Raw genomic sequence first — 23498 nt, forward strand, 5'->3', positions numbered from 1 at the left:
TATTCTTCATATGTAGGTAAGATGAAACAGAAAATACAATGAATTTATTAAAAGGGTATAACTTGGGTCTAAAATAAAATTATGAAGCGCAACATCGGTATATTTATTTTACTGGAATATTTTACCGGAAAGATATATGCAGGGTGCATCTCTGCGATAAATATTTCTCCGGCAATAGGAAGGAATGTGTTTCGTGCTGAAAATTCTTCCATGCTGGAAAAGCCATTGAATTTTATCGAACATTATGACCTGCTGATATTCAGTCTCTATTTCCTTGCTTCCATCATTGTTGCACTACTTACAATCATCTATATCAGGCATATAAAATCGAAGATGCGGACCCGCGAATATAAATTGCTTCTTAAATACCGTGATTTATTCGACAACATGCCTATCCCATATTTGCGGTGTAAAATCCGGAGCGACAGGGAGGCGCCCGACCTTTTGGTGCTCGATGTTAATAAAGCTTTTAATGAAAAGGTACTGCCGAAAATAGATGTCCTGCATAAAAATAGAGAACAACTGGAACGGACTTCATTGGGATCAATGGAGCGGTTTCTGGATATTTCTCAAGAAATATTGATTACGAAAGAAACGCATAGGGGTGAATATTTGATAAACGGATCTTATTATACAGTTATAATCCGTCTATCGGAAGAAGAAGATGTAGTGGATGTGTTCTTTGTCGATGTGACGAAGCTGAAAAATTACCGCGAAAATCTCGAACTGGTGAATTATAAACTGTCGATAGCGATAGAGGCTGCCAATATGGTCTGCTGGTATTATGATATAAAGAATGATATATTCTCCGTAAAAAAGATGGTGGCCGAATATGATTCGTTGACCGGAAAGACACACCGGAGGCTGGTTGAAGATAAAAAAGTCCCGCTGGAAACGGCTTTGATGCTGGTGCATACCGATTTCCGTGAGCAGGCGAGGGAGTTGTTCAGGCAATTAATCAGCGGAGAGATATGCAGGGGACATCTCGAATACCAGTTGAGCGATCTGAATATATATAACGACAAGGAAGTCTCATGGGAAGAGATGCTGGTTGAGGTCGAGTACGACAGCAAAGGGAATGTTATTGCTCTCGACGGTATTTTCATGCCTATCACGGAACAAAAACTGCTGGAACAGAGCCTACGTGACGCCCTGGGTGCCGCCGAAGAGGCCAACCGGTTGAAATCCGCCTTCCTGGCGAATATGAGCCATGAGATACGGACGCCGCTGAATGCGATTATCGGTTTTTCCAATTTGTTGATTAACGTTGAGACAGAAGAGGAAAAGCAGGAGTATATCGGGATTATCGAAAGTAACAACGCGCTGCTGCTGAAACTGATTAATGATATTTTCGACCTGGCAATGATTGATGCGGAAACGCTCGACTTTAACGAATCGAGGACTTGTATAAACCATATTATCGACGAGATTGCGACGTCTGCCCGGATGACGAACAGAAATAAGGATGTGCAGATTATCTCCAGCAAAGGTTTGATGGAATGTTATGCTGTCATTGCCAAACACCGTTTGATGCAGGTGCTGACCAATCTGATGAACAACTCCATGAAGTTTACGGAGAAGGGAACTATAACGGTTGGTTATGAATATAACCAAAGGGAGAGCCTGTTGAAGTTTTTTGTCAGGGATACGGGTATCGGCATTCCTAAAAATAAGGTGAAAGATATATTCCATCGTTTCACAAAGCTGAATACATTTATTCAGGGAAGCGGTTTAGGCCTGAGTATATGTGAAATGATTGTTCATAAGCTAGGTGGTAGGATATGGGTGGATTCGGAAATAGACAGAGGTACCTGTTTCTGGTTCACCGTACCTTATCAATTTACCGAATAATATTTTTTTTTGATTTTAAGTTATTAGGTCGTGAGACCTGCTGTAGCCAGATATGTCGTGAGATATAGGCTACCTTTACTTTTATTAAAGCCCCGGGCCCTATACAAGCCGGGGCTTTTTTTTATTCTCTCACTCTCTTTTTCATCTTTCCGTTTTAGTATACTTTACCGTTTTGACAGGCCGACCTTTTCAAAATGGAAGGGTTACCTCTTCCGACGTTATGCTGCGTTTTTCTGATAAGTATTTGTGATACAGGTTTTAACATGTTGTTGTCTCCGCTTTGGCACGGCTTTGGCATATAGAAGGGCAAAATGATTTGTATAAACGATTAAAAGACAAAGCTATGTTAGAGAATGAAATTGTATCATTTATTTTTTTATGTGCGGTAGGTAGCCTTTGCTACTGGTTTTTTTTCAAGTGTGTAGATTGGTTCGAAAAGATTTAAAGGAAGGAGGAGAGATATGTTCGTAGCACTGTTTATACTCTGCCTGGTTATCTTCGGGTATCTGATGTATGTGTTGATTAAGCCCGAAAAGTTTTAAACAAATAATGATGGTAAAAAGATGAATACGGAATTATTAGGTAGCATCGCGCAAATAGTACTCATGGTCGTGCTGGCCTACCCGCTGGGGAAGTACATTGCAAAAGTTTATAAAGGGGAGAAGACCTGCCTGGACTTCATCGCCCCGGTGGAAAGATGGATTTTTAAACTGTGCGGCATCGACCCGAACGTGGAAATGAGTTGGAAGAGCTTCCTCAAAGCATTGCTGACCATTAACCTGTTTTGGTTTTTCTGGGGAATGTTCCTGCTGTATTTCCAGCAATACCTGCCGTTGAACCCCGACGGCAATGCGAGCCAGTCGTCGCACCTGTCGTTTAATACCTGTATCAGTTTCATGGTGAACTGTAACTTGCAGCATTACAGCGGCGAGAGCGGGTTGACTTATTTTACACAGTTGTTTGTCATCATGCTCTTCCAGTTTATTACGGCGGCAACGGGTATGGCGGCCCTGGGAGGAGTATTCAAGGCGATGGCATCGAAATCGACTCATACGATCGGTAACTTCTGGAATCTGCTGATGAAGAGTAGTACACGTATCCTGCTGCCGTTGGCGCTGGTGGTTGGTTTTATCCTGATTATAGAAGGTACGCCGATGGGATTCGACGGCAAGATGAAGCTGACGACGCTGGAAGGACAGGAACAACTTGTTTCGCAAGGTCCGGCTGCCGCAATCATCCCGATCAAACAATTGGGAACGAATGGCGGTGGTTACTACGGGGTTAACTCTTCGCATCCGTTGGAAAACCCGACTTACCTGACGAATATGGTGGAATGCTGGTCCATCCTTATCCTGCCGATGGCGATGGTGTTTGCATTGGGATTCTATCTGAAGCGAAAGAAACTCGCCTATTCGATATTCGGAGTGATGCTGTTTGCCTACCTCGTGAGTGTCGGCATCAATACATACTATGAAACGAAGGGGAACCCGATGATCTCGGCGATGGGAATCGACCAGCAGGCCGGTGCCATGGAAGGAAAGGAAACCCGCCTCGGTCCGGCTGCCACCGCTTTATGGAGTTGTACGACGACGGTGACTTCCAACGGTTCGGTGAATGGTATGCACGATAGCACGATGCCGCTGTCGGGGATGATGGAGATGTTGAATATGCAGATTAATACCTGGTTCGGCGGTGTAGGCGTGGGATTCATGAACTATTACGCTTTCCTGATTATCGCCGTCTTTATCAGCGGGTTGATGGTCGGGCGCACGCCTGAGTTCCTGGGAAAGAAAGTGGAGGCACGCGAGATGAAGATTGCGACGATTGTGGCGCTGGCTCATCCGTTCGTTATCCTGATCGGCACGGCGGTGGCATGCTATTATTGGGTATATAATCCGGCCTTTGTGGAGGCGGAAGGAGGGTGGCTGAATAATCCGGGCTTCCACGGGTTCAGCGAGATGCTTTACGAATATACGTCGGCTTCGGCAAACAACGGGTCGGGATTTGAAGGACTGGGCGATAATACCTATTTCTGGAACTTTACGACTGGTCTGGCACTGATTATCAGCCGTTATCTTCCTATCGTCGGGCAGGTTGCCATTGCGGGACTGCTGGCACAAAAGAAATATATCCCGGAAAGTGCAGGGACATTGAAGACAGATACGGCCACATTTGCCGTGATGACGTTCAGCGTAATCTTTATCGTTGCCGCCCTGTCTTTCTTCCCTGCGCTGACGCTGGGGCCGATAGCGGAATATTTCTCGATATATTAAGCACGATTGATTGAATTAATACGTATCACAGTTTATTAAATGATGAATGTTTATTAGTAAAAACTGATTGTAACTTTTTCCCCTCTTGAGAGGGGGCAGGGGGTGTGTCATATCTCAGCCTGTAAACCGGCTTTATCATGCTACCCTCAGTATAAATTAAACTATTTCCATGTTAATGCATTTTAAGTCTGCTTTATTGATATGTGTTAACACACCCCCTACCCCCTCTCGAGAGGGGAGAAGTTACTCCCGGCACTATAAGCATCTAGCTGATATTTTCCGGTATATGAAATTAACTCTGTCAATAGATATACAATTTATATCGAAACATAAAAAGAACAAGTAATATGAAAAATAATAAAGCCGCTTCCCTGTTTCCCAGGGAGCTTGTTATAGAAAGTTTGAAGCAATCATTCGTGAAGCTGAACCCGAAGACGATGTTCAGGAATCCAATCATGTTTATCGTGGAGGTTGTCACGTTCGTAATGCTCTTTGTCACCATCTGGTCCGCTGCGACGGGCGATCACGCGCAGGGTTCGTTCGGATACAATATGTTGGTTTTCATTGTGCTGTTTGTCACCTTGCTCTTTGCCAATTTTGCCGAGGCAATAGCCGAAGCACGCGGCAAAGCGCAGGCAGACAGCTTACGGAAAACTCGTGAGGAGACACCTGCCAAACTAATCGGTGCGAATGGCAGTATCACGACAGTCAGCAGTTCGCAACTGAAGAAAGGCGATATTTTTATCTGCGAGGCAGGCGATACCATTCCTTCCGACGGTGAGATTATCGAAGGACTCGCCTCTATCGACGAAAGTGCCATCACTGGCGAATCGGCGCCGGTTATCCGCGAGGCAGGCGGCGATAAAAGTTCGGTAACGGGCGGTACGAAAGTTTTGTCTGACCAGATACGTGTGAAAGTGACTACGCAGCCGGGCGAAAGTTTCCTTGATAAGATGATCGCCCTGGTTGAGGGCGCTTCCCGCCAGAAAACACCTAATGAGATTGCGTTGACCATCCTGCTGGCAGGTTTTACGTTGGTGTTCGTGGTTGTCTGCGGGACATTGAAGCCGATGGCAGACTATTCGAATACGCAGATTACGATTGCTGCCTTTATCTCTTTGTTCGTCTGTCTGATTCCGACGACGATCGGCGGACTGCTTTCTGCTATCGGCATCGCCGGCATGGACCGTGCCTTGCGTGCAAATGTAATTACCAAATCCGGCAAGGCTGTGGAGACAGCGGGCGATATCGACACGCTGCTACTCGATAAAACAGGAACGATCACAATTGGTAACCGCAAAGCAACCCAGTTCTATCCTGTAAAATGGATTGACGAACAGGCATTTGTTCAGGCTTGCCTGATGGCATCCTTATCCGACGAAACGCCTGAGGGAAAATCTATCGTAGAACTGGGACGGGAAAAGGGTGTCCGCATCCGCGACCTGAGTACGTCGGGTTCCCGCATGATTAAATTTACGGCGGAAACGAAATGTTCCGGCGTCGACCTGAAAGACGGAACGCGTATCCGCAAGGGAGCTTTCGATGCCATCCGCCGGATGAGCGAGGCTGCCGGAAATAAATATCCGGAAGAAGTAGCCGAACTGGTGGAAAAGATTACAAGCAACGGAGGGACACCGCTGGTCGTTTCGCAGGATGATTTCATCATCGGTGTGATTGAGTTGCAGGATATTATCAAGCCGGGAATACAGGAACGTTTCGAACGCCTCCGCAAGATGGGTGTCAAGACCGTTATGGTGACAGGCGATAACCCGCTGACTGCAAAATATATCGCTGAAAAGGCTGGCGTAGACGACTATATTGCCGAAGCCAAGCCGGAAGACAAAATGAACTATATCAAGAAGGAGCAGGAAGCCGGCAAACTGGTCGCCATGATGGGTGACGGAACGAACGACGCTCCCGCACTGGCTCAGGCAAACGTCGGTGTCGCCATGAACAGCGGTACGCAGGCTGCTAAGGAGGCCGGAAATATGGTGGACCTCGACAACGACCCAACCAAGCTCATCGAAATCGTTGAAATCGGTAAACAGTTGCTGATGACGCGCGGAACACTGACTACATTCAGTATCGCGAACGATGTTGCCAAGTATTTTGCCATCGTGCCGGCTTTGTTCATGGTCGCTATCCCGCAGTTGGCAGCATTGAATATCATGCACCTGCATAGTCCGCAAAGCGCAATACTCAGTGCAGTTATTTTCAATGCGCTCATCATCCCGGCTTTGATTCCGTTGGCATTGCGCGGTGTCGCTTACAAGCCGATCGGGGCCTCCGCCCTGCTTCGCCGCAACCTGCTCATCTATGGGGTAGGAGGGATAATCGCTCCGTTCGTCGGTATCAAGCTGATCGATTTGGTAGTAAGCATGTTTATGTAATCATTAATAATAAAATAAAGAAAAACAAGTATGATATCAACTCTTTTCAAATCATTTAAACTGACAATAGCATTCAGTCTGTTGTTTAGTATCTGCTACATCTTCGTCTTATGGATTTTTGCACAGGTAGCAGGCCCGAACAAAGGTAACGCCGAAGTTCTTGAACTCAATGGCAAAGTCGTGGGAGCCGCAAACATAGGCCAGAACTTCACGGAGGACATCTATTTCTGGGGACGCCCCTCTTGTGCAGGCGACGGCTACGACGCTTCTTCTTCCGCCGGAAGCAACAAAGGCCCTTCCAACGAAGAATACCTTTCAGAAGTCAAAGCCCGCATCGACACCTTCCTCGTTCATCATCCTTATCTGACACGTGAGGAAGTGCCCGCCGAAATGGTCACCGCCAGCGCTTCCGGACTCGATCCCGATATCTCCCCGAAAGCCGCCTACGCACAGGTACAACGTGTCGCACAGGCCCGCGGCCTCTCGCCCGAAAGCGTCATGGCCCTGGTGAATGCTAATACCGAAGGACCATTATTAGGTTTGTTCGGCCCGGAGAAGGTCAATGTCCTGAAATTGAATATCGCTTTGGAAAAGGCCGAAAAAAATAAATAACAATCGTATCGAAATACCAAACGCAGGGTAAAAATCATCAGATAAACGTATTTATGGGTAAATACCTAGGTAAAAACGCATAAAAACAAATCTTTATGGGTTAAATCGGCGGCATAGCCTCAAAATAAATATATCGAATGATGAATACCCTGGTAAAAATGCATAAAACAATGAATATATCCATAAAACGCATAGTAACGGCGTTTCTGTTACTGTTTTTCACCTCTTTTACATGCGTCATGGCTCAAAAAGACGATATCGGAGCCACATTTACCGTGCAAGGGGACCTTCTGAGTTCGTATCTTTGGAGAGGGTTCTATCAAACGGGAGCAAGTTTCCAACCGACCCTCGCTTTTAGCGTCGCCGGCTTCTCCCTGACAGCGTGGGGATCGACCGATTTCGACGGTTATAAATCTTCGGAAGGTGCCGCCAACAAGGAAATAGACCTGACGGCCGCCTATACCTTCGGCAACTCCGGACTTACCCTCTCCATCGCCGACCTGTGGTGGGCGGGACAGGGAGCGAACAAATACTTCAACTTCAAAAGCCATGAAACCGCCCATCATTTCGAGGCCGGACTGGCTTATACGCTTCCCGTGGAGAAATTTCCCCTCTCCGTTGCCTGGTATACGATGTTTGCCGGACAAGACAAGGACGAAGACGGCAATCAGAACTATTCTTCCTACGTCGAACTCAATTATCCGTTTCGTGTGAAAATGGTCGACCTGACCGCCACCTGCGGCTTCCTTCCCTATACCTCTTACGGAGTTTATACGGGGGCGAAGACGAACGACGGATTTGCTGTTACCAACGTCGCGCTGAAAGGAAGTACCGCTATAAAGTTCAGCGATTCATTCTCTTTGCCTATATTTGCGCAGGCTATTTGGAATCCCCGTATGGAAGATGCACATCTGGTCTTTGGCATTTCACTAAGACCGTGGTAATCTGAAACAAGCAACTCATGGACAGAGAACAGAGCGTACAACACTTTTTAGATTTGCTGAAAAAATCCCGCCGCGGAAATTTCAAGATATACATCGGCATGATTGCCGGTGTGGGGAAAACCTACCGTATGTTGCAGGAGGCGCACGAATTGCTTCGGAGCGGTATCGACGTGCAGGTAGGTTACGTGGAAACACACGGCAGGGTTGAAACGGAGGCGTTGGTCGAAGGTTTGCCTTTGATACCGCGCCGCCGGTCATTTTATAAGGGGAAAGAAGTGGAGGAGATGGATTTGCAGGCTATCCTGAATATCCATCCGGAGGTCGTGATAGTAGACGAGCTGGCGCACACCAACATCGAAGGTAGCAAGAACGAAAAGCGCTGGCAGGACGTTTCGGACATTTTGGAGGCGGGCATCAGCGTCATCACCGCCGTCAATATCCAGCATCTGGAAGGGTTGAACGAGGACGTGCAGGATATCACCGGCATCGAGATAAAGGAACGCATCCCCGACAGTGTCCTGGAGCAGGCGGACGAGGTGGTGAATATCGACCTGACAGCCGACGAACTGGTGAAACGCCTGAGAGCCGGAAAAATATACAAGCCGGAAAAGATTCAGACGGCGCTGAACAACTTCTTTAAGTCCGAAAACATTCTCCAGTTGCGCGAACTTGCCCTGAAAGAGGTTGCGCTACGTGTCGAGAAGAAGGTGGAGAGCGCGGTCCCCGTCAATACAGGTGTCCGGCATGAAAAATTCCTGGCTTGCATCAGCAGTCAGGAGAAGACGCCGCGAAAGGTCATCCGCAAGGCTGCCCGGCTGGCTACCCGCTACAACACGAAGTTCTTTGTCCTCTACGTGCAGACGCCCCGCGAAAGTATCGACCGCATCCCGTTGGCAAACCAGCGTTACCTGTCGAATCATTTCAAGCTGGCGGCCGAACTGGGAGGCGAAATCATACAGGTGCAGTCCAGAAGCATCCCCGACAGTATTATCGAAGTATGCCGCGAAAAGCAGATTTCGACCGTCTGCATCGGGAAGCCTGCCTTTACGCTTGTTTCCGTGTTCCGTGCTTGTTTTCAATACCGGAAATTGCTGAATAGCTTGTCGCAAATGAATATTGACCTGATAATATTGGCATAATATGTTACAGTCTGTTAGTCTGAAGATTAAAACGAAGCTCACCTATGGTATAGGTCTGCTGTTTGCAATGATTGTCCTGCTGGGCGGCCTTTCGGTAAAGAATATCTACCATATGTCGGCGGATACGCAGAATATCCTGGCGGATAATTACAATACGCTCCTGTATTCGCGCCGTATGTTGGATGCCCTCGAACGTATCGAGACCGACCCGGTGGCGCGTACTGAGTTCGAAAAGAACCTGAACCTGCAAAAGGAGAATATAACGGAAGTGGACGAGAATGACGCGACCACCCATCTGGTCACGCAATACGAATCCATGAAAAAGGATATGAACGACGCCTCCATCCAACGTGTCCGCATGGCGTTGAACGAGGTGATGAGCCTGAACATGGCCTCCATCTACCGGAAAAGCCAGGTGGCGGAGCATACGGCACATAATGCCTTGCTGTGGATTTGCATCCTCGGCATCATCTGCATCCTGATAGCCTTTGCCTTCCTGATCCGCCTCCCCCGGTCTATCAACACGCCGATCCGCAAGCTGACGGACGGTATCATGGAGATTGCCAACCATAATTACGAGAAGCGCCTCGACCTTGGAAAATATGAAGAGTTCGCCGCCGTCGCCAACTCCTTCAACCGGATGGCGGAACGGCTGACCGAATACCGTAAAAGTACGCTGGCGGATATTATCCAGGGAAAAAAATACATCGAAGCCATCGTCAACAGTATCACCGAGCCGATCATCGGACTGGACGGGAACCGTAAAATACTTTTCGCCAACGATGTCGCCCTGACAATCCTCAATCTGAAACGTGAAAATGTCATCGGCAAGTCAGCCGCCGAACTGGCGCTGAAAAACGACCTCCTGCGACGTCTCGTGCGCGAACTGGTGCAACCCGACGAAAAGAAGGAACCGCTCAAAATTTATGCTGATAACAAAGAAAGTTATTTCAAGGTGCAATATATTCCTATCCATCTGACGGACGGGCAGAAAGACGTCAGCCAATATGTCGGCGACGTTATCCTCCTGAAAAACATTACCGAGTTCAAGGAACTGGATTCAGCAAAGACGACCTTCATCTCGACCATCTCCCATGAACTGAAAACACCTATTTCAGCCATCATGATGAGTCTCAAACTCCTGGAAGACCAGCGGGTAGGCGATATGAACAACGAACAGAGAGCGCTTGCCGAAAGCATCAAGGAAAGCAGCGACCGCCTGCTCGAAATAACCGGCGAACTCCTCAAAATGACGCAGGTGGAAACCGGAAAACTGCAACTGAACCCGAAAATCACCAAGCCAATCGAACTGATAGACTATGCCATCAAGGCGAACCGGGTGCAGGCGGAGCGTTTCGGCTGCCATATAGAGGTCGAGTATCCGGAGAAAATCTCCAAACTCTTTGTCGACAGCGAAAAGATTGCCTGGGTCCTGACAAACCTTTTGTCGAACGCCATCCACTACACGCCGGAGAACGGCCGCATCATCATTGGTGCCCGCCAGGAAGGTAAAGTCGTGGAGATATTCGTCCGCGATTTCGGCAAGGGCATCGACCCGCGTTACCACCAGAGTATCTTCGACCGTTACTTCCGCGTTCCCGGTACGAAAGTGCAGGGTAGCGGCCTCGGACTGGCTATCAGCAAGGACTTCGTCGAAGCTCATGGCGGAACCATCCGCGTGGAAAGCGAAATAGGAAAGGGAAGTACCTTTATCGTTTCATTTAATGTCTGATAATAAGTAAGAAAACACAGTAAACAATCATGAAAGTATTAAAATTTGGCGGTACATCTGTCGGCTCGGCCCGGCGGATGAAGAACGTCGTATCCATCATATCCGGCGGTGAACCTAAAATTGTCGTCTTATCGGCGATGGCCGGAACAACTAATTCGCTGGTCGACATCACCCGTTGCTTCTATCGCAAGGAGGTCGATGAGGCAAATAAAATCATTACCCGCCTTGAACAGGCTTATGCCGGGCATATCGAGGATTTATACACCTCTGTCGCCTATAAGGAAAAGGCGCTGGAACTGGTAACGGAACGTTTCAATGAAATATGGGCGTTTGCCGGTGCTCCTTTTACCGTCTTCGATGAAAAGGTGGTGCTGGCGCAGGGTGAATTGATTTCCACCGGCATGATGCATCTTTACCTGCAAGAGCAGGGAATGAAGTCGGCATTGCTTCCGGCCCTCGATTTTATGCGGATAAATGCCGACGGTGAGCCGGATATGTCCTACATCGAAGAGCATCTCGGAACACTGCTGTCCCGCTTCCCGGACACGGATATCTTTATTACTCAGGGTTTCATCTGCCGGAACGCATATGGCGAGACGGATAACCTGCAACGCGGGGGAAGCGATTACAGTGCCTCCCTGATCGGAGCGGCCGTCCATGCCAGTGAAATACAGATATGGACGGACATCGACGGTATGCATAACAACGACCCGCGCGTGGTAAACCATACCGCTCCTGTCCGCCAGCTTAACTTTGAAGAGGCGGCGAAGCTGGCTTATTTCGGAGCGAAGATACTCCATCCTTTTTGCATCCGCCCGGCAAAGGAAAGCAATATCCCGGTCCGCCTGCTGAACTCCCTGCAACCCGATGCTCCCGGAACATTAATCTCGAATACAGCGGAGAAGGGCAGGATCAAGGCGGTAGCAGCGAAAGACAATATCGTCTTCATCAAAATGAAGTCGTTGAATATCCTGCCGCCTCATAAGTTCCTGAGCACGGTGTTCGATACGTTCGCCCGCTACAAAACGGCCGTCGATATGGTGACGACTTCCGACATAGGCATCTCCGTGACGACCGACAATCCCGAACATTTGCAGGAAATAGTGGGCAGCCTGGAGAAATATGCAACGATCAGTGTCGAAAAGGATATGGTAATCGTCTGCGTGGTCGGCGACCTTGAATGGCAGAATGTCGGCTTCGAGGCAAGAATCATAGATGCGTTGAAAGATATCCCCGTGCGGATGATTTCTTACGGGGGAAGCAGCAGCAACGTCTCCCTGGTGATGAAGTCCGCCGATAAAACGCGTGCATTGCAGGCACTAAGCTCCCGCCTGTTCCCGAAACCGGATGAGACGGAAGCGATTGGTGCCTGAAAACAAAAGCGTGCCAAAAAGAGGCTGACCTCTGTTTTGACACGCTTCCTTGTTGTTCAGGAAACCTTACGGATAAGGTTTTTCTTTATTTCTTTTCTTTCAGTAAGTCACGTATTTCAGTCAGCAACTGTACATCGGCTGGCGGAGCGGGAGGGGCGGCAGGCGCTTCTTCCGTTTTCTTTTTATTCAGGGCGTTCATCCCCTTTACCATCATAAAGATAGCAAACGCGATAATGATAAAGTCGAAAGTCACCTGTATAAAATTCCCGTAATTGATTGTGACGGCAGGCGTAATGACTTTATCGCCTTCCATAACCGCCTGTTTCAGCACGATTTTTAAATCGGTAAAGTTGACTCCACCCACCAGTAACCCTACGGCAGGCATGATAATATCTCCAACGACCGAAGATACGATTTTTCCGAAAGCACCACCAATGATGATACCGACAGCCATGTCAACGACGTTGCCGCGCATGGCAAACTGTTTAAATTCTTGTAAAAACTTTCCCATACATATTCGCCTTTTTTATGTTATAACCATAAATGATTGCATTTGGTTGCGAATATACAAAGTTTAGTTAAAATATCAGGCAAGAATTAGCTTTTCTATATCTTCATCTACGGTGCTGATGGTTCCGATGCCGAAGTTTTCAACCAGTACCTTCGCCACGTTCGGTGAAAGAAATGCCGGCAACGTCGGTCCCAGGTGAATATTCTTAACGCCCAGGCTCAGCAACGCCAGCAGGACGATAACCGCCTTCTGTTCATACCACGCAATATTATATACAATCGGCAGCTCGTTGATATCTTCCAGTCCGAAAGCCTCCTGCAACTTCATGGCGATGACGGCTAATGAATAACTGTCGTTGCATTGTCCGGCATCCAGCACGCGGGGAATGCCGCCGATGTCGCCGAGCGGCAGCTTATTGTAACGGTATTTGGCACAGCCGGCCGTCAGGATTACGCAGTCGGAAGGCAGTTCGCTGGCGAACTCCGTATAGTAATTGCGGCTTTTCATTCGTCCGTCGCAGCCGGCCATCACGACGAATTTACGGATGGCACCGCTCTTAACGGCGTCGATTACCTTATCGGCCAACGCCATAACCTGGTTATGGGCAAATCCTCCGGTGATCTGTCCGTGCTCGATTTCTTTGGGCGCGTCACATCGTTTGGCATGGGCTATGATTTCCGAGAAGTCTTTCGTCCTGCCGTCTTCCCTTGACGGAATATGTTTCCATCCCGGAAAGCCTGTCGAGTTGGTTGTATACACACGGTCTTTATAAGAAGCTCCTTCCAGTGGCGGAACGATACAGTTGGTCGTGAACAGGATGGGTCCGTTGAAGCTCTCGAACTCTTCCCGTTGTTTCCACCAGGCATTTCCGTAGTTACCGACAAAATGTTTGTATTTCTTGAAGGCCGGGTAATAGTTGGCCGGAAGCATTTCGCTGTGCGTATATACATCGACTCCGGTTCCTTCCGTTTGTGCAAGCAGCTCTTCCATATCTTTCAGGTCATGGCCGCTAATCAGAATGGCCGGATTGTTGCGTACACCGATGTTTACCTGTGTGATCTCCGGATTACCGTAACTGCTGGTATTGGCCTTGTCGAGTAACGCCATTGCTTTTACACCGTAACTGCCGGTTTCCAATACGAGTGCCGTCAATTGTTCGGCCGAAAGGTCTTTCCGCAAAGTTTCGGCAAGGGCATGCTGTATGAAAGCATGTAAATCCTTTTCCTCGAATCCCAGATTGCCGGCATGTTCGACATAAGCTGCCATTCCCTTTAAGCCGTAGATGATGAGTTCTTTCAGGGAACGGATATCGGGATTGGCTTCACGCAACACACCGACCGTAAGGGCTTTTCCTTCGAAAGTACTTTCGTCGCCTTTCCAGACCAGTTCATCGATGACCGGCAGTTCGATGCCGTATCCGGTCGCCTCTTCTTTTAGCTGCTCCCTAAACTTCAAGCCATTGACAATCCGGCCGGTAATACTCTCTATATCGAAGTTCGCATTTGTTATAGTAGAAAAGAGCGCATCGACAACGAAACGGTTGATATGCGCGGGAACTTCTACTCCGGCATTCCGTAACAGGGTAGCCACAACGGAAACACCTTTGGTGACAAATAAAAGCAGGTCCATCCGGTTGGCCGTTTCATCATCCTTCCCGCAGACACCCTTGATAGTACAACCGGTACCTTTCGCAGCTTCCTGACACTGAAAACAAAACATTTTTGCATCCATACTATTCTATAATTTATTGGTTTATATTATTCCGAAACAAAAGTAGGACAGGCCGGTCTCTTATATTGTACCAAATGTTACAAACGCGGATATTTCTTTGATAAACGCGGTCATACTTTCATTTGGATACGAGGGAAACATGTGTCGGTTCCTATGTCATTTTATTTATCTGCTGATGTAAGTTGTTGCCGACGTCCTCGACAATATTGCCGACACTGTCGAAAGCTTTGCCGACGTCGTCGATTATTTTGCCGACAGCGTCGGCAACAACTTACATCAGCAGGAGAATAAGGTTTCTTCCGTATCTTTTCCTATATTTCCTCTATAAATAAACAAACGTGAGTTCGAAATAAGTACCATAACCTTCCTCAGAATAACAGTCAAGCCATGTTTAATAACATGTATGTGTAAAAATATAACAAAAAGTTTGTATTAAAGAAAAATAAACCTGTCCTTTGACGAAAAGATTTTAACTATGAAAAACACAAAGAGATAACATTGCCACAGTCTTGACTATGAAATGTATGATCTTTGGGAGGGAGTCTGTATAAGGGTCCCTTTTTTCTTATTATTTTCTGTGTAATAAAAGTTACACTAACCTTATTTCGAACTCCCGTTAAAATAAGATCACTTTGTAGCTGTCCCTACATTTTGTCTATGTAGAGAGTGATAAATAATTTCCTCTTCGAGCTTGTTTGTCTCAGACGCAATTCCTTGCCAGAGCGTGCCTGTATACCAGTTTGCAAAAACGGGGTTTACTCCACCACAAATATAAGGGTCTTGGAACGCTCATTAAGAAGCAACCATTAATTCACCAATGGCATATAAGGTTGCTTTTTAGCTAATAAATTCCAAATAACAACGAGTAGCTTTCGAGCATTTGCCATTAAAGCCTTGTTGTGATTCATTCTCTTTTTCAAGGTATGATATCTGCTATAAAATTTAGATGTTTGAGTCCTGCAGGCTCCCCATGCACATTGTGTAAGCATAACACGTAAATACTTGTTTCCATGTAAAGTCTTTCTTCCTTTGATCTTTCCTGCACTTTGATCATTTCGCGGTCTTAATCCAGCCCAGCCAACTAAAGCTGATGCTGTTAGAAAGGCTTTCATGTCAACACCGATTTCTGCTATGATTCTCATAGCGCTTTCCTCTTTTATCCCAGGAGCTGTTTGAAGGATTTCCAGTTCCTCGGCATAATGTCCCTCGCAAATTATTCGCATTTTCTCTTTACACTCAAGAAGCTGACGATCATAAAGTTCCACTTCTTCCAAACTCATTTTAAGCATGTCTCTGTCTGATGAAGATACAATACCAGTCAAAGACGACTTAATAACCTCATGACAATGTTTATTACGAATACGCTTGTGAACCAACAGAGCTAATACTTCAGAATCAGTTTCACCACAGATTAATGCATTGACCACCTTACGCATGGATTTACAACCAATATCAGAAACATAATTACTCAAACGAATATTGCAACGTTGCAACGTTAGATCGATAGCAGATTCAGCTTGCTGTTTGCGACGAGTCAAATGGAAGATACGACGACTGTACTGACGTAATTCCTGTATTTTTGAATCAGGAATATAACTTCCCTTAATTAGCTCTTTCTGAAGAACAGTCGCAATCCATTGGGCATCTTTAATATCAGTTTTACGACCAGGGAGTTGACGGATGAAATAAGGGTTAACCAATTTAACATCAAAATCGCATTCCAAAATGCGCCAAATAGGAACCCAATAAATACTGGTGCTTTCCATTGCAACTTTACCAACACCATGAGAGACTAAAGTGTCACGAAGGCGATCCAGTTCCGGTGTTAAAGTTCCAAACACATCTTCAATTTTCTCACCGTTTGCTGTGAGAATACACATAAAGACACTATCTTTATGCACATCAAGACCACAAACTCTGTCCATAAGATATAGTTTTTTTGTATTACAACTTTAAAATAACGAAAGTCGGTGGAATAACAGCAGGGAGTGGTCTTTATTTTTATTAGACGCGCTTATAAATCTCAATTTTTATGTAAGTTTGCCTGTATATATAATTGAATAAGTCTGTATATATAAATGAACATGATAGCAATTCTTTCTAAATCCATATTATTCCGGAATATCCCGGAATCAGACATTTCCGGTTTGTTGGAGACAACGGCTTACCGGGTCGCATCTTACCGCCCAAAGGACATTATAGCTTTGCAGGGAACGCCATGCAATTATCTGATGATCGTGTTGAACGGACTTTTGCAGGGACAGATGGTGAATGATGCGGGTAAACTCGTTGTTATTGAAGAATTGGAAGCGGCTCAGTTGTTAGCCCCCGCTTTTTTATATGCCCCAAAAAACAATTTGCCGGTAAATATCATCGCCATGGAGCCGTCAGAGATTTTATTTATCCACCGGGATGATTTTACCGTGTGGATGCAGCAGAACAGGCAGCTTCTCCAAAACTTCCTGATGCTGATATCCGGCAGGAGCCATTTCCTGAGTGACAAGATTATGTTCTTGTCTTTGAAGAATATAAAGAATAAGATAGCGGATTATTTGCTTCATAAATTGCCGGATGCGTCGTCTACGGTGATTCATCTGACCGATACTCAGCAGGAGATAGCCGATTCATTTGGTGTGACCCGTCCTTCGTTGGCGCGTGCATTGGCGGAGATGGAGCAGGAGGGGATTATTTCTATAGACAGGAAAGTGATAACGATTTGTAACATACAGCTTTTGCGGCAGATGGGGCAATAAAGCATCCAATCGGAAACAGTTTTGTCAGCCAATATCCTTATAAGGATTAAAAGAAATTAATCCGTCAGACCGATATACCGACTTCGGTCAGCTTTTAATTATCTTCGTAACTGAATTTTAGAACAGCACCACAAACCGACCCGGAAATGGACTTAACCATAAAAGGGGAAGAGGAAGATGTGAAAGGGAATAAAGTTATAAAACTGGAGAATTTCGATAAGCAGAATATCACTTTGGGAACATCTGTCCAGTTGAACGATAAAGGTCGTCTTTGTCTGAATGTATTTCCCGGAAGTGGAATGAGTCTGAAAATAACGGTTGGTAATGATACTGTAGAAAAAGAATATAGTTATGATTTAAAACCTCATACATGGAATGCCCTTGATATAGATTTGGCCGGACTTCTTATTAAAACAGAAGGGAAGATTAACCGGATTAATTTATCCTGTGCTCCCGGAGGACGGACGCTTTATCTTGATCATATTTATTTTTGTGAAGAAAGTGAAGGTGAGGGAGAAGAACCATCTGAACCGGAAGGACCAGTCGGACCTACTGTAGCTGCTCCTACTCCTTTACAGGCAGAAAACAGAGTTGTTTCGGAAACTCCGGCTATAAAGATGGCAAGTATCGAGCAGAGATGGAACTCATTGGATATACTTCTGTTTGATTATCAGAAATATATTAATATGGCAAATCTTTATTCTATCCGGCTGGAATCGAATAAACCCACAATTTTCTAAGAAAAGAGTGGGTTTATTTTTTTAAGTAATCTATACCGGACCAGGTATTACTTATTCAGGAAAGAACTTTTCATTCTGGCAATATCAGTCAGATAATCCTGCAAATCCTGTTCATGTTCTTCTTCCATAGCCAGGATATGTTTGGCTATTTCGCAGGTAGTAAAGTCTTTGCCATCTGTAAATTCGGCAATTTGCTGGTATCTGACAATGGCGCAACGTTCTGAAGCGACATTCTGGTTCAGCAGGCTGACAACATCGAAGTCATTTGGTACGTCATATTTGCATCTGGCCAGTTCGAACCATTGTTTCGGATCGAGAACGGGAACACCTTCCAGTTCGATGATACGGTCGGCCAATAGTTTGGCATGGCCTAACTCTTCGTTGGCATGTTCTTCAAATTCAGCCTGTACGTTTGCACGCATAGCACCTTCTGCAACCAAAGCGCCTACCCAATATTGATAGTATGCTAACCATTCTTCTGATAATGCAGCGTTAAGCTGTGATAACAAACTTTCTACGTCTAGTTTTTTCTGTAGAATCTTAACACTTTCTTTTGCCATAATTGTAAAATTTAGTTTAGTATAATGCTCGTTCGTACTGTTCAAACAATACTGTCGTGTGTTTGTTCATACTAAACTAAATTGGAACGGTAATTTATTATTTTTTCTATTATGTTAGATGTAGGCTTTCCGGTAGAGAGCAAGAAGATCTTCGACGGTAACGTCTCTCGGATTGCCGGGAGTACATACATCTGCATAAGCTGATTGGGCCAGTTGCTCCAGATCTTCTTCCTTTACTCCAATCTCGCTTAGTTTCTGTGGAATGCCGATTTTCAGGGATAGTTGTTTGACGGATTCTACTGCAGCGACAGCTGCCGCTTCATCGTTCATTCCTTGTATGTCGCATCCCATTGCTTGTGCTATTTTCTTATATTTCTGAATGGAAGAAGGCATATTATATTCCATCACATAAGGAAGTAACAAAGCATTGGCAACTCCATGAGGTATGTTATAGAAAGCTCCCAGGGGATGAGCCATTCCGTGTACGGCTCCTAATCCGACGTTACTGAATCCCATACCTGCAATATATTGAGCTACTGCCATACCATTACGCGCTTCAAGATCATGGCCGTTGGCAACGGCTGCGGGAAGATGGCGGGCAATCATTTCAATGGCTTTCAGTTCAAACATATCTGACATTTCCCAGGAACCTTTGGTTATATAACCTTCGATAGCATGGGTGAGCGCATCCATACCGGTCGCAGCAGTGAGCGATTTGGGCATGGAACTCATCAGCTCTGCATCGACGATTGCCAGGACTGGAATATCATTCGGGTCTACACAGACCATTTTCTTGACATTCTCTTCGTCGGTAATCACATAGTTGATAGTTACTTCTGCTGCTGTTCCTGCCGTAGTTGGCAAAGCTATAATAGGAACGGATTTGTTTTTGGTATTGGCTACACCTTCCAGTGAAACGACATTTGAGAATTCAGGGTTATTAGTAATAATCCCTATTGCTTTTGCCGTATCTGTCGGGGAACCGCCTCCTATGGCTATGATGAAATCGGCAGCAGATGCTGCATATGCTTTTACGCCGGCTTTTACATTTGTAACAGTTGGGTTTTGTTTTACTTCTGCAAAAGTGGTGTAGGGGATAGCCGCCTGTTCCAATATGTCGGTAACCTGTTTTACTACTCCAAATTTTACAAGATCATTGTCTGTTACGATAAATGCTTTTTTAAGGTTTCTCCTTTTTACTTCTTCAGGGATAACACTCCTTGATCCCGGACCAAAGTAAGATGTTTCATTCAATACGATTCTGTTCGTGTTCATGATCGTTTTTCTTTTGTTATGTATTGTAATAGGGCGTCAAAAGTAAAGCATTACCAGTTTCTGAAACTTATAAATATGATATTTATGGTTTCAAAACTGATAATGCTTTTACGTTAGGATTATTGTCGTTTAATCGTCCAGTTTGCCGAACTTGCCGGCTCCCAAATCAATGTAAGCTTGTTTTAATTCTGCCACGTTATTCATAACGAACGGACCATATGCTGCAATAGGTTCTTTGATCGGTTCACCACTCATTATAAGAACAGTAGCTTTGTTTACAGCGTGGATGGTGAACGTTTCTCCTTTAGTTTCAAATAAAGCAAAATAGTCGGTTGGAACCAATTCATTATTATTGATTTTTACGGAACCTTCAACGACTAAAATAGCAGTATTGTAGTCTGCCGGAAATGAAAATTCAGCATTTCCACCTTTGTTTAGTTTAGCATTGAACAGATGCATCGGGGTAAAAGTAGATGCTATTCCGTTTGTATTCTGATATTTGCCTGCAATAACTTCCACCAGACCTGTGTTATCGGGTAATTCGACTTTAGGTATCTGACTGTTTTCGATAGATTGATATTTAGGATCGGCTTTCTTATCCCTGGCGGGAAGATTGATCCATAATTGTACAATGTGGAATTCGCCTCCTTTCCGGCTGAAACTTTCTTCGTGATATTCCTTATGAAGTACTCCGGATGCGGCTGTCATCCATTGGATATCGCCCGGTCCGATCACGCCGCTGTTGCCTCTGCTGTCGTGATGGGCTACTTTTCCTTTATATACGATTGTGACGGTCTCAAACCCGCGGTGAGGGTGTACTCCGACTCCTCTCGGCTCTTTACGTGGAGAGAACTCCATTTTTGCATTATAATCTAACAGGATGAAAGGATTCATACGTTCCCTGCTTAGTTCTTCCAAATGCGGTATGAAATTATGAACTCTGAATCCGTCTCCAACCATATGCGGAGCAGGCGGAGCTATGATACTTTCTACTTTTTTTATTGTCATAAAATAATCTCTTTGTTTTTTAGTAAAACAAAAAAGAAAATGGCTTTGTTGTTGCAATTCGTTATTCCCATATTATAATGTATAGGGAAGGTCCTTGAAAAGATCTTAGTTAGGTAATAACGTCTGAATTTTAAGGATAGTTGCATGGTGAGACTCTGTTAGATTTTTTTTCTTTTGTAATTGTCAGTCGTTCAGAATTATAGTCTATCGGTAACGATTTAGTTTAAAAAATAATCCCATAAAAGTTTGGAGCGTATGTTGTAAAGCACTACTTTTGCATCCGCATTCGAGAGAGAACGGCACTGCAAAACATGATGAAAAAAACTTTTAGAAAAAACTTCCTAAAATATTTGGAAGTATGGAATAAAAGTTCTTATCTTTGCATCCACGTTCGCTAAAATAAAGCGAGTGTAACAACAAGAGTTCTTTGAAAGATTTACATATCAACAAGTAGTACAAGTATTAAAAATTAATACCGTCAAAAACTTGAAATTAATTAGGAATCCGAGCATTGGGATATAAAAACAATTTAAACAACGAAGAGTTTGATCCTGGCTCAGGATGAACGCTAGCGACAGGCTTAACACATGCAAGTCGAGGGGCAGCACGATGTAGCAATACATTGGTGGCGACCGGCGCACGGGTGAGTAACGCGTATGCAACCTACCTATCAGAGGGGAATAACCCGGCGAAAGTCGGACTAATACCGCATAAAACAGGGGTTCCACATGGAAATATTTGTTAAAGAATTATCGCTGATAGATGGGCATGCGTTCCATTAGATAGTTGGTGAGGTAACGGCTCACCAAGTCCACGATGGATAGGGGTTCTGAGAGGAAGGTCCCCCACACTGGTACTGAGACACGGACCAGACTCCTACGGGAGGCAGCAGTGAGGAATATTGGTCAATGGGCGAGAGCCTGAACCAGCCAAGTCGCGTGAAGGATGAAGGATCTATGGTTTGTAAACTTCTTTTATATGGGAATAAAGTGAGGAACGTGTTCCTTTTTGTATGTACCATATGAATAAGCATCGGCTAACTCCGTGCCAGCAGCCGCGGTAATACGGAGGATGCGAGCGTTATCCGGATTTATTGGGTTTAAAGGGTGCGTAGGTGGTTAATTAAGTCAGCGGTGAAAGTTTGTGGCTCAACCATAAAATTGCCGTTGAAACTGGTTGACTTGAGTATATTTGAGGTAGGCGGAATGCGTGGTGTAGCGGTGAAATGCATAGATATCACGCAGAACTCCGATTGCGAAGGCAGCTTACTAAACTATAACTGACACTGAAGCACGAAAGCGTGGGGATCAAACAGGATTAGATACCCTGGTAGTCCACGCAGTAAACGATGATTACTAGCTGTTTGCGATACACAGTAAGCGGCACAGCGAAAGCGTTAAGTAATCCACCTGGGGAGTACGCCGGCAACGGTGAAACTCAAAGGAATTGACGGGGGCCCGCACAAGCGGAGGAACATGTGGTTTAATTCGATGATACGCGAGGAACCTTACCCGGGTTTGAACGCATATTGACAGCTCTGGAAACAGAGTCTCTAGTAATAGCAATTTGCGAGGTGCTGCATGGTTGTCGTCAGCTCGTGCCGTGAGGTGTCGGCTTAAGTGCCATAACGAGCGCAACCCTTATCACTAGTTACTAACAGGTCATGCTGAGGACTCTAGTGAGACTGCCAGCGTAAGCTGTGAGGAAGGTGGGGATGACGTCAAATCAGCACGGCCCTTACATCCGGGGCGACACACGTGTTACAATGGTGGGGACAAAGGGCAGCTACCGTGTGAGCGGATGCAAATCTCCAAACCCCATCTCAGTTCGGATCGAAGTCTGCAACCCGACTTCGTGAAGCTGGATTCGCTAGTAATCGCGCATCAGCCATGGCGCGGTGAATACGTTCCCGGGCCTTGTACACACCGCCCGTCAAGCCATGGGAGTTGGGGGTACCTAAAGTCCGTAACCGCAAGGATCGGCCTAGGGTAAAACCGATGACTGGGGCTAAGTCGTAACAAGGTAGCCGTACCGGAAGGTGCGGCTGGAACACCTCCTTTCTGGAGCGCAGAGTTCGTTATCAAGTTGACTCAGAGGTATTAGTTAACTTGTACTACGGTTGAATATGTATAAAATATAGATCTACCGGCAATAAAGTGTCGGCAAGAGAGAAAAATGATGCTGAGGGAAACCAAGGCAAAGTTGACAGTCCTATAGCTCAGTTGGTTAGAGCGCTACACTGATAATGTAGAGGTCGGCAGTTCAACTCTGCCTGGGACTACAGAATCTCTAAGAGAGAATTTTGGGGGATTAGCTCAGCTGGCTAGAGCATCTGCCTTGCACGCAGAGGGTCAACGGTTCGAATCCGTTATTCTCCACAAAAAGTTACCGAGACATAGGAAACGTAAAGTAACGACAAGATCTTTGACATGATGGACAACGTAAAATAAAGTAACAAGAGCAAGCTGAAGATATATCAATCCAGGTTCACAGCGATGTGACCGGAAATAAGAAAGTAAGCAAGGGCAGACGGTGGATGCCTTGGCTCTCGGAGGCGACGAAGGACGTGATAAGCTGCGATAAGCTGGGGGGAGATGCAAATAATC

17 protein-coding genes, 2 tRNA genes and 2 rRNA genes are annotated in these 23498 nt (G+C 45.7%); 15 read left to right on the forward strand and 6 right to left on the reverse strand.

Annotated elements, in window-relative coordinates; genetic code table 11:
* Positions 1-81 precede the first annotated feature (81 nt).
* The 9 genes from HMPREF1535_RS24035 (at position 82) to HMPREF1535_RS24070 (ending at position 12314) form a co-directional block, all read left to right on the forward strand.
* Positions 82-1851 carry a sensor histidine kinase gene (locus HMPREF1535_RS24035; protein WP_046147850.1) on the forward strand — a complete coding sequence of 590 codons (1770 nt, stop codon included), beginning with the start codon at positions 82-84 and terminating at the stop codon, positions 1849-1851.
* Between the two features lie 461 nt (positions 1852-2312).
* A complete protein-coding gene (locus HMPREF1535_RS26520) occupies positions 2313-2393 on the forward strand; it encodes a potassium-transporting ATPase subunit F (RefSeq protein ID WP_081615916.1) in 81 nt (26 codons plus the stop codon).
* Between the two features lie 21 nt (positions 2394-2414).
* Positions 2415-4124 (forward strand): potassium-transporting ATPase subunit KdpA, encoded by a 1710-nt coding sequence (gene kdpA, locus HMPREF1535_RS24040; protein WP_010800208.1) that lies wholly within the window; start codon positions 2415-2417, stop codon positions 4122-4124.
* Positions 4125-4471: 347 nt separating this feature from the next.
* Positions 4472-6514: a potassium-transporting ATPase subunit KdpB gene (gene kdpB / locus HMPREF1535_RS24045; protein WP_046147851.1), complete on the forward strand. Its 2043-nt coding sequence runs from the start codon at positions 4472-4474 to the stop codon at positions 6512-6514.
* Between the two features lie 30 nt (positions 6515-6544).
* A complete protein-coding gene (locus tag HMPREF1535_RS24050) occupies positions 6545-7126 on the forward strand; it encodes a K(+)-transporting ATPase subunit C (RefSeq protein WP_046147852.1) in 582 nt (193 codons plus the stop codon).
* Positions 7127-7365: 239 nt separating this feature from the next.
* The gene (locus tag HMPREF1535_RS24055) at positions 7366-8070 is read left to right on the forward strand and encodes a hypothetical protein (protein WP_244275726.1); all 705 of its coding nucleotides are present in this window, start codon (positions 7366-7368) and stop codon (positions 8068-8070) included.
* Between the two features lie 17 nt (positions 8071-8087).
* The gene (locus HMPREF1535_RS24060; RefSeq protein WP_046147853.1) at positions 8088-9209 is read left to right on the forward strand and encodes a histidine kinase; all 1122 of its coding nucleotides are present in this window, start codon (positions 8088-8090) and stop codon (positions 9207-9209) included.
* A 1-nt stretch (position 9210) separates the two neighbouring features.
* On the forward strand, positions 9211-10941 hold the full coding sequence (locus tag HMPREF1535_RS24065) for an ATP-binding protein (RefSeq protein ID WP_046147854.1): 1731 nt from the start codon (positions 9211-9213) through the stop codon (positions 10939-10941).
* A gap of 29 nt (positions 10942-10970) precedes the next feature.
* Entirely contained in the window at positions 10971-12314 is a 1344-nt protein-coding gene (locus HMPREF1535_RS24070; RefSeq protein ID WP_010800202.1) for an aspartate kinase, read from the forward strand.
* Between the two features lie 85 nt (positions 12315-12399).
* On the opposite strand, the gene mscL is transcribed toward HMPREF1535_RS24070, so the two are convergent.
* From mscL to HMPREF1535_RS24085, 3 genes are all read right to left on the reverse strand, one after another.
* The gene (gene mscL, locus HMPREF1535_RS24075) at positions 12400-12825 is read right to left on the reverse strand and encodes a large-conductance mechanosensitive channel protein MscL (protein WP_007659472.1); all 426 of its coding nucleotides are present in this window, start codon (positions 12823-12825) and stop codon (positions 12400-12402) included.
* A 75-nt stretch (positions 12826-12900) separates the two neighbouring features.
* On the reverse strand, positions 12901-14556 hold the full coding sequence (gene hcp / locus HMPREF1535_RS24080; protein ID WP_046147855.1) for a hydroxylamine reductase: 1656 nt from the start codon (positions 14554-14556) through the stop codon (positions 12901-12903).
* 806 nt (positions 14557-15362) lie between these two features.
* Positions 15363-16481, reverse strand: a complete 1119-nt coding sequence (locus HMPREF1535_RS24085; protein ID WP_046145437.1) for an IS110 family RNA-guided transposase — start codon at positions 16479-16481, stop codon at positions 15363-15365.
* A gap of 159 nt (positions 16482-16640) precedes the next feature.
* Here HMPREF1535_RS24085 and HMPREF1535_RS24090 point away from each other — a divergent pair, with 159 nt between their 5' ends.
* Both HMPREF1535_RS24090 and HMPREF1535_RS24095 read left to right on the forward strand, forming a co-directional pair.
* Positions 16641-17309 carry a Crp/Fnr family transcriptional regulator gene (locus HMPREF1535_RS24090; RefSeq protein WP_046147892.1) on the forward strand — a complete coding sequence of 223 codons (669 nt, stop codon included), beginning with the start codon at positions 16641-16643 and terminating at the stop codon, positions 17307-17309.
* 146 nt (positions 17310-17455) lie between these two features.
* On the forward strand, positions 17456-18049 hold the full coding sequence (locus HMPREF1535_RS24095) for a hypothetical protein (RefSeq protein WP_046147856.1): 594 nt from the start codon (positions 17456-17458) through the stop codon (positions 18047-18049).
* Positions 18050-18096: 47 nt separating this feature from the next.
* On the opposite strand, the gene HMPREF1535_RS24100 is transcribed toward HMPREF1535_RS24095, so the two are convergent.
* The 3 genes from HMPREF1535_RS24100 to HMPREF1535_RS24110 all read right to left on the reverse strand — a co-directional run bounded on the left by HMPREF1535_RS24100 (position 18097) and on the right by HMPREF1535_RS24110 (position 20892).
* Complete coding sequence (locus HMPREF1535_RS24100; RefSeq protein ID WP_007659478.1) at positions 18097-18609, reverse strand: ferritin-like domain-containing protein; 513 nt, start codon at positions 18607-18609, stop codon at positions 18097-18099.
* Positions 18610-18723: 114 nt separating this feature from the next.
* Positions 18724-19884 carry a lactaldehyde reductase gene (gene fucO / locus HMPREF1535_RS24105; RefSeq protein ID WP_046147857.1) on the reverse strand — a complete coding sequence of 387 codons (1161 nt, stop codon included), beginning with the start codon at positions 19882-19884 and terminating at the stop codon, positions 18724-18726.
* A gap of 129 nt (positions 19885-20013) precedes the next feature.
* The gene (locus tag HMPREF1535_RS24110) at positions 20014-20892 is read right to left on the reverse strand and encodes a pirin family protein (protein ID WP_046147858.1); all 879 of its coding nucleotides are present in this window, start codon (positions 20890-20892) and stop codon (positions 20014-20016) included.
* A 533-nt stretch (positions 20893-21425) separates the two neighbouring features.
* On the opposite strand from HMPREF1535_RS24110, the gene HMPREF1535_RS24115 reads away from it, so the two are divergent.
* From HMPREF1535_RS24115 to HMPREF1535_RS24130, 4 genes are all read left to right on the forward strand, one after another.
* Positions 21426-22952 (forward strand): 16S ribosomal RNA (locus tag HMPREF1535_RS24115).
* Between the two features lie 147 nt (positions 22953-23099).
* Positions 23100-23173, forward strand: a tRNA-Ile gene (locus tag HMPREF1535_RS24120).
* Positions 23174-23196: 23 nt separating this feature from the next.
* A tRNA-Ala gene (locus tag HMPREF1535_RS24125) sits at positions 23197-23270 on the forward strand.
* A gap of 131 nt (positions 23271-23401) precedes the next feature.
* Positions 23402-23498: ribosomal RNA gene (locus HMPREF1535_RS24130) — 23S ribosomal RNA — on the forward strand; the annotation flags it as partial.

This window comes from Parabacteroides goldsteinii DSM 19448 = WAL 12034 (assembly GCF_000969835.1).
GTDB lineage: Bacteria > Bacteroidota > Bacteroidia > Bacteroidales > Tannerellaceae > Parabacteroides > Parabacteroides goldsteinii.